General features: G+C 66.6%; 14 protein-coding genes and 1 riboswitch. Of the genes, 6 read left to right on the forward strand and 8 right to left on the reverse strand.

Annotated features, from left to right (window positions below; translation table 11 throughout):
• Nucleotide 1: 1 nt before the first annotated feature.
• From JZ791_RS29520 to napA, 5 genes are all read right to left on the reverse strand, one after another.
• Nucleotides 2-1381, reverse strand: coding sequence for a phosphatase PAP2 family protein (locus JZ791_RS29520; protein WP_308163148.1), 1380 nt, complete (start codon nt 1379-1381; stop codon nt 2-4).
• 114 nt (nt 1382-1495) lie between these two features.
• Nucleotides 1496-2641 carry a glutamate--cysteine ligase gene (locus tag JZ791_RS29525; protein ID WP_216898693.1) on the reverse strand — a complete coding sequence of 382 codons (1146 nt, stop codon included), beginning with the start codon at nt 2639-2641 and terminating at the stop codon, nt 1496-1498.
• Nucleotides 2642-2654: 13 nt separating this feature from the next.
• On the reverse strand, nt 2655-3350 hold the full coding sequence (sodC, locus tag JZ791_RS29530) for a superoxide dismutase[Cu-Zn] (protein ID WP_216898695.1): 696 nt from the start codon (nt 3348-3350) through the stop codon (nt 2655-2657).
• A 151-nt stretch (nt 3351-3501) separates the two neighbouring features.
• Nucleotides 3502-4035: a LytR C-terminal domain-containing protein gene (locus tag JZ791_RS29535; protein WP_216898697.1), complete on the reverse strand. Its 534-nt coding sequence runs from the start codon at nt 4033-4035 to the stop codon at nt 3502-3504.
• Nucleotides 4036-4150: 115 nt separating this feature from the next.
• The gene (gene napA, locus JZ791_RS29540; RefSeq protein ID WP_216898699.1) at nt 4151-4492 is read right to left on the reverse strand and encodes a nucleoid-associated protein NapA; all 342 of its coding nucleotides are present in this window, start codon (nt 4490-4492) and stop codon (nt 4151-4153) included.
• 126 nt (nt 4493-4618) lie between these two features.
• On the opposite strand from napA, the gene JZ791_RS29545 reads away from it, so the two are divergent.
• From JZ791_RS29545 to JZ791_RS29555, 3 genes are read left to right on the forward strand one after another with little or no spacing between them, the layout of a single operon-like run.
• Complete coding sequence (locus tag JZ791_RS29545) at nt 4619-5209, forward strand: peptide deformylase (RefSeq protein WP_216898701.1); 591 nt, start codon at nt 4619-4621, stop codon at nt 5207-5209.
• Nucleotides 5199-6158 carry an N-acetylglutamate synthase, CG3035 family gene (locus JZ791_RS29550; RefSeq protein ID WP_216898703.1) on the forward strand — a complete coding sequence of 320 codons (960 nt, stop codon included), beginning with the start codon at nt 5199-5201 and terminating at the stop codon, nt 6156-6158. The genes JZ791_RS29545 and JZ791_RS29550 overlap by 11 nt, the downstream gene beginning before the upstream one ends.
• A 40-nt stretch (nt 6159-6198) precedes the next feature.
• Nucleotides 6199-7038 carry an exodeoxyribonuclease III gene (locus JZ791_RS29555; RefSeq protein WP_216898705.1) on the forward strand — a complete coding sequence of 280 codons (840 nt, stop codon included), beginning with the start codon at nt 6199-6201 and terminating at the stop codon, nt 7036-7038.
• On the opposite strand, the gene JZ791_RS29560 is transcribed toward JZ791_RS29555, so the two are convergent.
• Nucleotides 7035-7673 carry a hypothetical protein gene (locus tag JZ791_RS29560; protein ID WP_216898707.1) on the reverse strand — a complete coding sequence of 213 codons (639 nt, stop codon included), beginning with the start codon at nt 7671-7673 and terminating at the stop codon, nt 7035-7037. The genes JZ791_RS29555 and JZ791_RS29560 overlap by 4 nt on opposite strands.
• 140 nt (nt 7674-7813) lie before the next feature.
• Nucleotides 7814-9640, reverse strand: a complete 1827-nt coding sequence (locus tag JZ791_RS29565; protein ID WP_216898708.1) for an acyl-CoA dehydrogenase — start codon at nt 9638-9640, stop codon at nt 7814-7816.
• 287 nt (nt 9641-9927) lie between these two features.
• Here JZ791_RS29565 and JZ791_RS29570 point away from each other — a divergent pair, with 287 nt between their 5' ends.
• Nucleotides 9928-10548, forward strand: a complete 621-nt coding sequence (locus JZ791_RS29570; RefSeq protein ID WP_216898710.1) for a TetR/AcrR family transcriptional regulator — start codon at nt 9928-9930, stop codon at nt 10546-10548.
• A gap of 155 nt (nt 10549-10703) precedes the next feature.
• Nucleotides 10704-10830: riboswitch (TPP riboswitch) on the forward strand.
• Nucleotides 10823-12463, forward strand: a complete 1641-nt coding sequence (gene thiC / locus JZ791_RS29575) for a phosphomethylpyrimidine synthase ThiC (protein ID WP_216898712.1) — start codon at nt 10823-10825, stop codon at nt 12461-12463. (Overlaps the previous riboswitch by 8 nt.)
• Before the next feature lie 119 nt (nt 12464-12582).
• Here thiC and JZ791_RS29580 read toward each other — a convergent pair whose 3' ends face one another.
• Complete coding sequence (locus JZ791_RS29580) at nt 12583-13230, reverse strand: TetR/AcrR family transcriptional regulator (protein WP_216898713.1); 648 nt, start codon at nt 13228-13230, stop codon at nt 12583-12585.
• Between the two features lie 87 nt (nt 13231-13317).
• On the opposite strand from JZ791_RS29580, the gene JZ791_RS29585 reads away from it, so the two are divergent.
• Nucleotides 13318-14228, forward strand: a 911-nt coding sequence (locus tag JZ791_RS29585) for an epoxide hydrolase family protein (protein WP_216898715.1), incomplete at its 3' end; no start/stop codon positions are given.

The following is a 14228-nucleotide window of genomic DNA, read 5'->3' on the forward strand; positions in this document are numbered from 1 at the left end:
GTTACCGGGCGAGCACGTCTTTCATCTCGGTCGCGTGCGCGTCCGGGAGTCGCGCGAACCAGGTGTTGTAGAACGCTCGGGCGTAGGCCGCGACCAGCGCCAGCACGATGATGCCCGCGGGCACGGGGTGTTCGGCCATCCACAGGGCCAGGAATCGGAAGGACAGCAGCAGGGCGCTGAACAAGGCGGCGCCGGTGGCGACGAGGGCGACGCGGATACCGTCCCAGCCGCGTTCGGGAGCGCGCAGCACGCTTTCGAGGGTCAGGCACAGCACCACGCCGGCGATCAGGTCCGAGCAGTAGTGGTAGCCGAAGCCCAGCGTGGCCACGAGGGTGGCCAGGACCCAGAACGCACCGCCCCAGCGCAGCCAGCGTGGCGCGGGCGAGCCGTCGTTGTCGCGGCGCGAGTGCAGGAATATCGAGGTGGACCACGCGGCGTGCATGGACGGCACGCAGTTGCGCGGGGTGAAGGTGTCGAAGACCATCCGCGCGGGCGCATGGTCCAGCGGCGGCACGTGCCGCGGCCAGTAGTTGCCGATCTGGAAGCCGTGACCGCCGGGAGCGAAGGCGAACATCGGCCCGACCACGGGGAACAGCACATAGATGAGCGGACCGACGATGCCCAGGACCAGGAATGTGCGCACCAGGTAGTGGCTCGGCCAGGGCTCGGGCGCGCGCTTCGAGGCAACCCTGCGCAGCTGCCACACCGCGATCACCATCGCCGCCACCGGGAGTTCGATATAGACCCAGTGCAGCACCGCGGGCACCACCGGCCCCAGCGCGGCTGAACTGGTCAAGGCCCGCGCCACCAGCCAGGACGGTTCACCGAAGGCGTGATCGGACAGCACCACATACCGATCCAGCACCTTCGGCCCGGCCATGACGGTGACGTGCAGCCAGACATCGCCGACCTTGGTGGCCAGGATCAGCAGCGCGCCCAGCGCGGCCGCATGCAGGGCGTTGCGTTTGTCGCGACCCTCCCAACCGAGCCAGGCCACCAGCGCCAGGCCGGTCAGCGTGATCACCGCGCCGTTGCCGAAGGTCAGCGGCCCACCGAGCAGTAACCGCACTCCCGCGATCACCGCGTCGAGGACCACCGCTACCGCGAGCGTGGTGAACCGCCGTCGCCAGGACAGCCCGACCAGGGCCAGTGCCAGACCCGCCCATGGCATCGACATCGACTTGGGCGTACCGGCGTAGTCCTCCCAGATGCTGTGCAGCGGACCCTCGAAATGGTTGTACGAGGCCACAATCTGAAGCACGATCAGCAACAGCGGTACGGCAGCGACCGCGGCGATCGTCATTACTCGTCTCGACGGCCACGCAGTCCAGCGAGCGTCGCCGTCGAGGCCGGAACGCGGGTTGTCGAGAAGCACGGTCATCATAGTAAACAAGCGGTGAACGCAACCCCGCTGGCCGGCTGAACTACCGATATCCGAAGGGCGACATTTTCCTCACCGCATCACAGTCCGATGAACGCCGCATCACCGGCGCGGCTAGGTATCCAGTTCCTTGACCAGGGCGTCGACCACCGCCACGAGATCGCCCTGAGCGGCCGCCGCGGCACGGCGCTGGCGCTGATAGGAGGCGCCGCGCTTGGGTATCTCGGGGATCAGCGACAGCTCGTCCGAGCAGCCCAGTTGCTTGGCGACCGGCTCGAGCCGGGAAAGCATGTCGGACAGGTCGTCGATCATCAGACGCTCGCTGCCGTCCGCGTCTGTGATGATGATCGCGTCCAGGCCGTAGCGCGCCGCGCGCCACTTGTTCTCCTGCACATGCCATGGCGGCAGCGTCGGCGGCCGCTCGCCCTCCTCGACCCGCCGATCGATATCGACGATCAGGCAGTGGATGAGCGCAACCAGCGCGGAAAGCTCTGCGCGACTGGGTACTCCATCGCACACCCGCACCTCGATGGTGCCCCACTTCGGCGCCGGGCGGATATCCCAGTGCATCCCGCCGAGCTGCTCGAACACACCGGTCTTCATCTGGTCGCGCACGAAACCCTCGAATTGCGACCAGTTTTCGAACTGGAACGGCAGTCCCGCGGTGGGCAACTGCTGAAACATCATGGCCCGGTTACTGGCGTACCCGGTGTCCACACCCGCCCACATCGGCGAGGACGCCGAGAGCGCCAGCAAATGCGGATACGACAGCAACAGGGTGTTCAGAATCGGAAAGACCTTCTCCGGGCGCGAAACTCCCACATGGACGTGCACGCCCCAGATCAGCATCTGCCGCCCCCACCACTGGGTGCGATCGATCAGCTCGTCGTAATGCTCCGAACGCGTGAGCAATTGGGCCGACCACTGCGCGAAGGGATGGGTGCCGGCGCAGAACAGGTCGACGCCGAGCGGATCGGCGGCGCGTCGCACCACGTCCATCGTGCCGCGCAGATCGTCGACGACCTCGGCGACGGTGTCGTGCACGCCGCTGATCAGCTCGACGGTATTACGCAGCAACTCCTTGCTGATCCGCGGAATGCCGTCCGGCGCATGCAGATCACCGACCGCGTCGAAGACCGCGGCTGCCTTGTTGGCGAGATTGCGGGTCTGCTTGTCGACCAGCGCGATCTCCCATTCGACGCCGAGCGTGGGCCGGGGCGATCCGTTCCAGGGAACCCTACGAATGCCTGCCCCGCCCATGGCCTACCTGCGCTTACCCGATGACACCGCAGGCCACACGGGCGCCCGCATCGCCGGTCGCCAGTGTCTCGGCGTCCGGGCCCGGGGCACCGCCGGCGGCCTGGGTGTATCGACTCGGAATGTTGCCGAAGTCATCCGCGCCGGCGTGGATGATCAGGGCCTTGCCCTTGACGTCGTCCAAGGTGACGGCGTCGGTGGTGGTCACCAGGTGCGCGGCGCCGTCCTGGCCGACCTCGAGGGAGGTGAGGTCACCGCTGGCCGGCATGGCGTGCGCGTCGCCGACCTGCAGATGTCCGCCCGCGGACAGGAAGGCGCCGGGCGCGCCGCCGGTCGGGGCGACGGAATTCGCCTCGCACTTGCCGACCTGATGAATGTGCAGGCCGTGGAAGCCGGGCTTGAGGCCCTTGGCGTCGACGGTGAGTTCCAGGTGGTTGCCCGACTTGACGATGGTCGCGGTGCCGACATCGCCGCCGTCGGGGTCCTTCAGCTGTACCGAGACCGAATCACCGGGCGTCGCGGCCGCCTGACTGGGCCCACCGGCCTGGGACTGATCTCCGGGACCCGCCGTACCCGTCCACACCGGCGGTGTCGTTCCCTTGACGTCGCTCGACTGCTGACCGTTGGAGCAGGCTGCGAGGCCGATGACCGCGACCGCCAGCACCGGGGTCACAGTCCACCAGGAGGGGCGGCGTGTCGTGAACGGGGCCATCGGGGGAACTCCTTTACGAGTACCGAGTTTACGAGTAAAGCTGGCTGGACAGTTTCCTTACCGGACAAGATGATGCCAGAGCCGTTATCCGGTCCGGGTCCCGGGGACGGTAAGCCGGCGGAGCTTTCGGGGCGGGTGAATACCGGGTTATTCACTCGCCCGTGACGACGACGATGATGCCCGTCCCGTCCCGTGCCAGGGTCGAGCCTCGAGGTTCGGTGATCCCGCCGAGCTGGCCGGCGATAGCCTGCGCCGTCGCCTGCTCGCGCGAATTCTGGTAGAAGACAGTCGTTTTCGAGAGAATGCTGGTGGCGTAGTTGCCCGTCGCGACGACGTTCCAGCCACTCGCGGTCAGTCGGCTGCCGGTCTTGGCCGCCAACCCCGCGATGGTGCTGTTGTTGAGCACCCGCACCGGGATCGACTTGTCGACGCCCGCCGTCGCGGTGGTCGTCGGGGCCGCGGTGGTGGTCGTCGTCGTCGGCTCGGCCGAACTGCTGGCCGAGGTGGTGGTGGTCGTCGTCGTGGTTTCCGAGCTGGACGAGCCCGTACTGGCCGACGAGGTACTCGTGCCGGATTTCGACAGCGACATCGCGCCGAGCCCCGCGAACACGATGGCGAGCGCGATCAGCACCATCGCGAGCGCACGCAGCGGCGGTCCCCCGGAGGACGGATTCGGGTTGCTCACGGCTCCACCTCGCTGGCGCTCGGTTCCGCCGTGCGCAAGGCGCGCTGGGCCCATGGTTCGCTCGCAAGCTCGCTCACGCTTTAAGACCCTAGCCGTCCGACGACTCCGACGCCCATCACACCTGAAAGCCCAGTCGCCGTGCCGCCCTGGCCTTCTGACGACTCGCGCGCAGCCGCCGCAACCGCTTGACCAGCATCGGGTCGGCGGCCAGCGCCTCCGGCTTGTCGACGACGGCGTTGAGCACCTGGTAATACCGTGTCGCGGACATGGCGAACAGCTCGCGGATGGCCTCCTCCTTGGCGCCCGCGTACTTCCACCACTTGCGCTCGAAATCGAGGATGTCCAGCTCGCGCCTCGTCAGCCCTTCGACCTCGCGGTCCTGGGTGGGTGCGGTATCGCCGCCGACGACAGAGCTGTCCGGGCTTGCGGAAAGATTCCGGGCCGCTGCGCTGTCCATAATGCTCCCTCGCCGAGTTACCACCAGACGATACGTCGCCGCCCATTCAACCACGGATGAACGATTTACTAGATGTGTCACACGGCGTGTCGGAACCCCCCGGGACGCCGCGTAAAGTGTGCGATCATGGCGATTCTCCCCATACGCATCGTCGGCGATCCGGTCCTGCACACCCCGACCGAGCAGGTCACCAAGACCCCGGACGAGTTGGCCGAGCTGATCGCGGACATGTACGAAACCCTCGACGTCGCCAACGGCGTCGGCTTGGCCGCCAACCAGGTGGGGGTGCCGCTGCGGCTGTTCGTCTACGACTGCCCCGACGTCGATGCCGAAGGCAAAATGGATCGCCGGCGCGGAGCGGTGATCAATCCGGTGCTGGAGACCTCGGAGATTCCGGAGACGATGCCGGATCCCGACGACGACGAGGAGGGCTGCCTGTCCGTACCGGGCGAGCAGTTCCCCACCGGCCGCGCCGACTGGGCCCGCGTCACCGGCACCGACGAAAAGGGCGCTCCGGTCGATATCGAGGGCAAGGGCTTCTTCGCCCGCATGCTGCAGCACGAGGTCGGCCATCTGGACGGCCACCTCTACGTCGACGTGCTGATCGGCCGCAACGCCCGCGCGGCCAAGAAGGCGATCAAGCGAAATGGCTGGGGCACACCGGGTCTGAGCTGGATGCCGGGTACGGTTCCGGATCCGTTCGGACATGACGACTGATCCGGGCGAGCTGGTACCCGGCCGGCGTGTGGTGGTGCGATACCGCCTGCCCGAGAACGAATCCCACGAGTTCACCGATGTGATCGGCGAACTCGTCACGCTCGAGCCGATGACCGTGCGCACCGCCTCCGGGACGATGACCATCCCGCCCGAGCGCATCGTCGCCGCACGGGCGTTGGGGCCCACGCCCATTCGCACCCGCGACATCCGCGCGCTGGAGACAGCGGCGGCCTACGGCTGGCCCGGCACCGAGCACACCTGGATCGACGGGTGGCTGCTGCGTGCCGGCAACGGCTATTCCAAACGCGCGAATTCGGCCCTGCCGCTCGGCGAGCCCGGCGCCCCGGCCCTGGAGATGCCGGAGACCCTGGAGCGGATCCGCCTCTGGTACGCCGAGCGCGGCCTGCCGGTCCAGATGTCGCTGCCCGATCGGCTGGCCTCGGCGCCGCCGGGCTGGCGGATGTGGGCCGAAACCGTGGTGATGGGCATCGATATCGATGCCTTCGTGCTGCCCCAGGGCCCCTCGATGGTGCGCTTCGACACCGGACCGAACGACGGCTGGCTGGAGCTGCACCGATTCCAGGGTGAGGACACCTCACCGGTGCCGCCGATGTTCCCCGACCGCGCGGTGCTGTCCTCGGTTCATCAGGGCGAATTGGCCTTCGCCACACTGGGTTTGCCCAATCCTCTGGCGATCGGCCGCGCCGCCCTCACCACCGCGCCCGACGGCCGCCGCTGGATCGGCCTGAGCAGCGTCGCCGTCGCGGCCCCGCATCGCAGGCACGGCCTGGGCACCCTGATCTGCGCCGAACTGATCCGCTGGGGACACAGGCGCGGCGCCACACACGCCTATCTCCAGGCGGAGGCGGACAATACCGCGGCCAGAGAGCTGTACCGCCACATGGGCTTCGTGGAACACCATGGCTACCGCTATGCCGCACCGGCCTAGTCTGTAACTCTCATCACAATCCGAAAGAGGCGAACCGGCAGTGCGATTGGCGACGTGGAACGTGAACTCGATTCGGTCCCGGGTGGATCGGGTCGTCGCGTGGCTGGATCGCGCGGATATCGATGTGCTCGCCATCCAGGAAACCAAGTGCCGGGACGATCAGTTTCCGTCGGAGCGATTCGAGGAGGCCGGGTACGAGATCGCGCACGTCGGGTTCAATCAGTGGAACGGTGTGGCGATCGCGTCCCGGATCGGGCTGGAGGATGTCGAGGTCGGATTTCCCGGTCAGCCCGGATTCGACAAGGACGCACAGGATTCGCTGTTGAGCGCGCCGGTGGTCGAGGCCCGCGCGATCGGCGCCACGTGCGGCGGGGTTCGGGTGTGGAGTCTGTACGTGCCCAACGGGCGTGCCCTGGACGATCCGCATTACGAGTACAAGCTGCAGTGGCTTGCCGCACTACGCGATTCGGGCGCTCGATGGTTGACCGAGCGGCCCGAGGCGCGGATCGCGCTGGTGGGCGACTGGAATATCGCGCCCACCGATGACGACGTGTGGTCGATGGACTTCTTCGACGGCAAAACCCATGTCTCCCAGCCCGAACGCGCGGCCTTCACGGCCATGGCCGAAGCCGGGTTCGCCGACGTGATGCGGCCGTTCGCGCCGGGGCCGGGCGTCTACACCTACTGGGACTACACACAATTGCGCTTCCCCCGCAAGGAGGGCATGCGCATCGATTTCATCCTCGCCTCTCCCGCGCTGGCCGCGAACGTCACCGACGCCGGGGTCGATCGGGAGGAGCGAAAGGGTAAGGGCGCCAGTGATCACGCGCCGGTCTTCGCCGAGATCGCCGATCAGGCGACGGCGGGGCTGATGAACTAGTCCGGCCGGGTCTTGATGGCGTCCTGGGAGATGTACACGTCGTAGCTGCCCGGCATGGAGATGACGGCGTTGCCGTAGGCCGAGCGCACGAAGGGGTTGGTGTACCACCTGCGGCTCTGCATCTGCTGGAAGAAGCCCTGATCGCTGCCGTTGACGAAGATCTGGTTCTGCTTCACCGCGGTTCCGTCCAGGCGCTCGCCGAACAGCCTGGTCACCTTGTAGCCGGAGTGGAAGCCCAGCGCGTTCACCCATGGCTCGAGCTCGACGATATTCGCCTGCAGCGCCCACATATCACCCTCGACCAGATAGCTGGCCTGTTTCTGGGCATGATCCTTGTCCCCGTACAGGGTCAGGTCCACCTCGAGCGTATGCGGGCTGTTGGCAACGGTTTTCGCGACCACGTGCGCGGCTTTGACCTCGCCCGTGAGCCCCAGATACGTCTGTAGCAGCGTCGTCACCCACAGGATCAGCACAGCCACGAGTATCAATACCAGTGCGCCTGAACCGCGCCGCGACAGCACTCGCCAGCGAACCTCGCGCTCCTTGATCAGCGCGGTGATGATCAAAATGATCGCGACGACGAACATCAGCCCCAGTAGCACCTGGATCCAGCCGAAATCCACGGGGAAAACCATGCGGTAGTTGTACCCGCTTTACGACATGTCATCCGGTCGAGTGGTCCAGAAAGTCCCATTCTCCCGCGTGTCCCCCCGACACACCGGCTGTTGTCCCGGCGCGGTCACGAGCAGAGCGACCACGCCGGGACGAACTCGGCTCAGAACGCGGCCTCGTCCAGACGCATGATGTCGTTGTCGAGATTCTCGATCACCGAGCGGACGGCGCTCAGCAGCGGCAGCTTGTTCTTCGCGAACCACGAAGCGACGCCGACCTTTCCCGTGTAGAACAGCCGATCGGTGTCCGAGGGACCGCGGTCGAGTGCGTCCAGGGCGACCTTGGCCGCCGCCAGCAGCCGCCACGCGATGATCAGATCACCGGTCGCGTGCAGGAAGCGCACCGAGCCCAGACCGACCTTGTAGATCTCCTCCGGATTCTGCTGCGAGGCCACCAGATATCCGGTCAGGGTGGCCGCCATGGCCTGCACATCCTCGAGCGCGGTGGCCAGCAGCGCCCGCTCGGTCTTCAACTGGGACTCGTCGGCCTCGACGAACTGCTGGATCAAGCCTGCCACGTGGCCCAGCGCCACGCCCTTGTCGCGGATGATCTTGCGGAAGAAGAAATCCTGCGCCTGAATCGCGGTGGTGCCCTCGTAGAGCGAGTCGATCTTGACGTCGCGGATATACTGCTCGATCGGGTAGTCCTGGAGATATCCGGAGCCGCCGAAGGTTTGCAGCGATTCGGTCAGCGTCTCGTACGCCCGCTCGGAGCCGACGCCCTTGACGAGGGGCAGCAGCAGATCGTTCACCCGCGCGGCCACATCGGCGTCGGCGCCGAAGCCGGCCTCGGCGAGATCGGGACTCTGATACGCCGAGCAGTACAGATACAGCGAGCGCAGCCCCTCCGAGTACGCCTTCTGCAGGGCCAGGCTGCGGCGCACATCGGGATGGTGGGTGATGCTCACCCGCGGCGCGGCCTTGTTCGTGTTCTGTGTCAGATCCGCGCCCTGCACGCGAGTCTTGGCGTACTCCAGCGCATTCAGATATCCGGTCGAGAGCGTGCCCGCGGACAGCACGCCCACCATCATGCGGGCGTGCTCGATCACCTTGAACATCTGCGCGATGCCGTTGTGCACATCGCCGACCAGATAGCCGACCGCGGGATGGTCGGCGCCGAAGGTCAATTCGCAGGTGGGCGAGGACTTGATGCCCATCTTGTGCTCGAGGTTGGTGACGTACACGCCATTGCGCTCACCCAATGCCATTGTCTGCGAGTCGAACAGGAACTTCGGCACGACGAACAGCGACAGCCCCTTGGTGCCGGGACCCGCGCCCTCGGGCCGGGCCAGGGTGAGGTGGAAGATGTTGTCGGCGGTGTCGCCGACGTCACCGCCGGAGATGAACCGCTTCACGCCCTCGATATGCCAGGTGCCGTCGGGCTGCTGGATCGCCTTGGTGCGGCCCATGCCCACGTCCGAACCGGCGTCCGGCTCGGTGAGCACCATCGTTCCGCCCCAGCGGTTTTCCCAGGCGTGCGCCGCCCAGCGCCGCTGCTCCTCGGTCCCCTCACGGAACAGCACCTCGTGCATCAGCGGGCCCATGTTGAAGAAGCTCGCCGAATTGTGCGCCGCCACAAGCATTTCCTGGCTCGCCCAGATCAGCGGGGATGGCGCGGAGACGCCGCCCATGGCCTCGGGCATGCCCAGCGCGGACCAGCCCGCGGCGTTCACCGCCGCCACGGTCTTGCGCATCGAGTCGGGCACCGTGATGGAGTGCGTAGCGGGATCGAACGTGACGGGGTTGCGGTCGGCATCCACGAAGGACTCCGAGACCGGGCCTTCCGCGAGCCGCAGCACCTCGCCCAGCATGCCGCGTGCGGTGTCGGCGTCCAGATCGCCGTAGGCGCCGCCGTCCAGCAGTTCCCCGATGCCCAGCACCTCGAACAAGTTGAACTCGATATCCCGAAGGTTCGCCTTGTAGTGCGTCACGGACCGGCCTCCTCGGCTGGGTTACGGCATGCGGACCCGCGTCCCGGAACATTCCGAGTCGGGCCGCACGCAGTGGTCTGTTGGGTTATATCTGGAGGTTGCCGTACGAGCATCAGGCTACGCAACCGTAGGCTCATCATCACTCGGCTCGTTAACACATCCCTATAACGAACTGGTGATTGCGGTAACTCGTCGGGAGTACAACACTTCACATCGCGATATTTGCCAATGGTTGTCCGATTGTTCGTATCCGGGATGCGTCCGCGGCCCGCTGTATCTTGGTCCGCATGAGCTCGGAATCCGCGGTGCGGCCGCGCGCGCAGCATCTCGGACCCGAACGCCGCCGCCCGCACGTGCTCGACACCGCGCTGCGGATCGCGGTCGAGCACGGCATCGCGGCCGTCACCATCGCCGCGGTCGCCGAGGGGATGAACGTCACCCGCCCGGTGATCTACGCCTGCTATGCCGACCGGGTAGAACTCATCGACGCGCTGATCCGGCGCGAGGAGGGTTATCTACTCGAGGGCATCCTCGGTGTGCTGCCCCGCCGCCGCGTCGAGGCAGACGAGGAGGTCTTCGTCGAAGGCTTCCGGGCGTTGCTGGAGACCGTTGCCGCCCGGCCCGATACCTGGAAGTTGTTGTACGGCAATCCCGATCCCGCGGTGGCCGGCTCGTTCGGGCGGGGTCGCCGAGTGGCCGTGGAGCGCTGTACGCGCCGGTTGCGCCCGACGCTGCGGGCATGGGGCACCGTCGAGGCCGACCGCAAACTGCCCGTCCTGGTCGAGTTGTGGGTCTCCACGGGGGAGGGCGCGGTCCGCACGCTGCTGTCCGGGGACGGTGAATGGACGCCGCAGGATCTGGGCGCGTTCACCGGTGCGGCGGTCTACCGCGCACTGCGCTCCGCCTGAGTTCACCTACCTGGCCGATTCCGGTCGCTCATCGGCCACGGCTGGGCATTGAACGGTCGAACCTATCGCCGCTGCTAGCGATGCGGTCCGAACACAGGTTCGGCAATCCGCCTGTCGCGCGGCAGTCTGGGCATGTACTCTCGGCCGAGTACTACAACAGAACATGCGGGGGCTCGCACCAGCGGGCTGAGAGGACGGCTAGCCCATTCGGGCGGATCAGGGCCGTCGACCGTTCGAACCTGACCGGGTAATGCCGGCGTAGGGAGGTTTCAACATGTCGGACAATCACGTCTCGGGCACGGTCGACTCCGTGACCACCGGCCCCATTCAGGGCAGCGTCAAGTACTATGAAAAGGTCGATGACCTGCGGATTCCTGTCCGTCGGATCAATCTGACCAACGGCGAGCAGTTCGACGTCTACGACACCTCGGGTCCGTACACCGACGACACGGCCGCCATCGACCTGGAGGCCGGGCTGCCCAAGCTGCGTGACGGGTGGGCCAAGCCGCAGGTATCCGGCCCGCCCACTCAGCTCGCCTGGGCGCGCGAGGGCATCGTCACCAGCGAGATGCGGTATATCGCCGCGCGCGAAGGGGTTTCGCCCGAGGTGGTGCGCGAGGAGGTCGCCGCGGGCCGTGCGGTGATCCCGGCCAACCACAACCATCCCGAATCCGAGCCGATGATCATCGGCAAGAAGTTCGCGGTGAAAATCAATGCGAACATCGGCAATTCGGCCGTCACCTCCTCCATCGCCGAGGAGGTCGAAAAGATGGTGTGGGCCACCCGCTGGGGCGCCGACACCATCATGGATCTGTCCACAGGCAAGAACATCCACGAGACCCGCGAGTGGATCCTGCGCAATTCGCCGGTACCGGTCGGCACCGTGCCGATCTACCAGGCCCTGGAGAAGGTGAACGGCGATCCCACACAGCTCACGTGGGAGATCTACCGCGACACCGTGATCGAGCAGGCCGAGCAGGGCGTGGACTATATGACCGTGCACGCCGGCGTGCTGCTGCGGTACGTGCCGCTGACCGCCAAGCGGGTCACCGGCATCGTCTCGCGCGGCGGGTCGATCATGGCCGCGTGGTGCCTGGCGCATCATCAGGAGTCGTTCCTGTACACGAATTTCGCCGAGCTGTGCGAGATCCTGGCGAAGTACGACATCACCTTCTCGCTGGGTGACGGCCTGCGTCCGGGCTCGATCGCCGATGCCAACGACGAGGCCCAGTTCTCCGAGCTGCGCACCCTCGGTGAGCTCACGACGATCGCGAAATCCTATGGCGTGCAGGTGATGATCGAGGGCCCGGGCCACGTGCCCATGCACAAGATCGTGGAGAACGTGCGGCTCGAGGAGGAGCTGTGCGAGGAGGCGCCGTTCTATACCCTCGGCCCCCTGGCCACCGATATCGCACCCGCCTACGACCACATCACCTCCGCGATCGGCGCGGCGATCATCGCCCAGGCGGGCACCGCGATGCTGTGCTACGTCACACCCAAGGAACACCTGGGCCTGCCCAACCGCGACGACGTGAAGACAGGCGTCATCACCTACAAGATCGCCGCCCACGCCGCCGACCTGGCCAAGGGACATCCTCGCGCCCAGGACCGTGACAACGAACTGTCCAAGGCTCGCTTCGAATTCCGCTGGCACGACCAGTTCGCCCTGTCCCTGGATCCCGATACTGCCCGCGAATTCCACGACGAGACCCTCCCGGCGGAGCCCGCCAAGACCGCCCACTTCTGCTCCATGTGTGGTCCCAAGTTCTGCTCCATGCGCATCTCCGCCGACGTACGCGAATACGCGGAGAAGCAGGGCCTCACCGACGTTCAGGCGATCGAGGCCGGAATGGCGGAGAAATCGGCCGAATTCGCCGAATCCGGCGGCAAGGTGTACCTCCCGGTCGTCTCGTAATCCCCACTTCCCCAAGGCGAACCCGGGTCCGGCCTCCCAGCGGAGGCCAGGGTCCCGCCTGACCCCGGCCTCCGCTGGGACGACGGACCCGGGGTATCGCGGCTCGACGCCGCGAGAACTCACTCTGGCGGCTGCCAGCGGTATGCGAATTCGCCCGGCTCCGGGGGCGGCCCCGGAAGCTCCGAGTCGACGGTCAGGCCGTCGATGATCATCGCCAAGACGCGGCGACGCAGCTGGCCCGCGCGCGCGGGGTCGGGATGGGTGATGGCGGCACAGGATTCGAGAAGCAATCCCAGATCGGTGGTGCCGATCCCGGGACGCAGACGACCGGAACGGCGGGCGCGTCGGATCACCTCCTCACTCAGCTCGCCGGAGCGGCGGACCTCCGGAACGATCTCGTCGTCGGGGGTGAAGGTGCCGGCGAGGCGGACGGTCAGTGAGTGGACATCGGCGTCGACCACGCGGCGCAGGAAATCCACCAAGACCTGCCAATCATCCGAATTCTCCAGCGCCGCTTCGGCTTCGGCGTTGAAACGACGCAGGCCGTTGTAGCACAGGGTGCGCAGTAGCGCCTCCTTGGACGGGTAGCGACGATACAGAGCGCTGATGCCAACGCCGGCCCGCTCGGCGACCGCGGCGATGGGTGCGCCCGCATCGGCGAGGAACACCGCACGGGCGGCATCCAGGATGATCCCGTCGTTGCGGGCGGCCTGCGCCTTACGGCCCGAGAGGCCCTTGGGAGCTGGGGTTTCGGCTGTTGTGGGCATGAATCGAGACTAGCACTTGAAACGGAATGATCCGTTCTGCTACTCTCTAAACAGAACAAAACATTCCGTTCCGATTCAGGAGATCCAATGAACGCCATCCACCCCTTCCGCATCGATGTCCCCCAGGCCCGCCTCGATGATCTGGCCGAGCGCCTGCGCCGGTCCCTGTGGCCGGACGAGCTGCCGGGCGTCGGCGACGCCTACGGCGTTCCCGGCGATCGGGTGCGGGCGCTCGCACGTTACTGGCTCGACGAATTCGACTGGCGCGCACTGGAGTCGAGGCTCAACGCCTACCCCCAGTTCACGACCGACATCGAGGGTGAGGACATTCATTTCCTGCACATCCGCTCCACCCGCGAGGATGCGATTCCGGTGATCCTCACCCACGGCTGGCCCGGTTCGATCCTGGAGTACCTCGACGTCATCGCGCCGCTGACCGAGCCCGAATCGGTCGAGACGCCCGCCTTCCACGTGGTGATCCCCTCCCTGCCCGGCTTCGGTTTCTCCGGCCCGACCCGCAGCACCGGATGGACCACCCACCGCACCGCGCAGGCCTGGCTGGAGCTGATGGACCGGCTCGGTTACCAGCGCTTCGCCGCGATCGGCAACGACGCGGGTTCGATGATCTCCCCCGAGATCGCCCGCCTCGCGCCCGAGCGCATGATCGGAGTTCATGTGACACAGCTGTTCTCGTTCCCCTCGGGCGATCCGGCCGAGATGGCCGATCTGCCGGACGAGGACATGGCCGCACTGGGTCACCTGCAGTGGTTCCACGAGAACAAGATGGCCTTCAACATCCTGCACAGCCAGCAGCCCCAGACCCTCGCCTACGCACTCACCGACTCACCCCTGGGCCTGCTCGGCTGGAACACCCAACTGTTCGGCGAATCCCTGGACGCGGACTTCATCATCGGCAACGTGGCGATCTACTGGCTGACAGGCACCGCAGCCTCCTCGATCCGCTTCTACTACGAGGACGCCCACGCCCCCCGCACCCC

Source organism: Nocardia alni, assembly GCF_019038435.1.
In the GTDB taxonomy this organism is placed as follows: Bacteria; Actinomycetota; Actinomycetes; order Mycobacteriales; family Mycobacteriaceae; genus Nocardia; species Nocardia alni.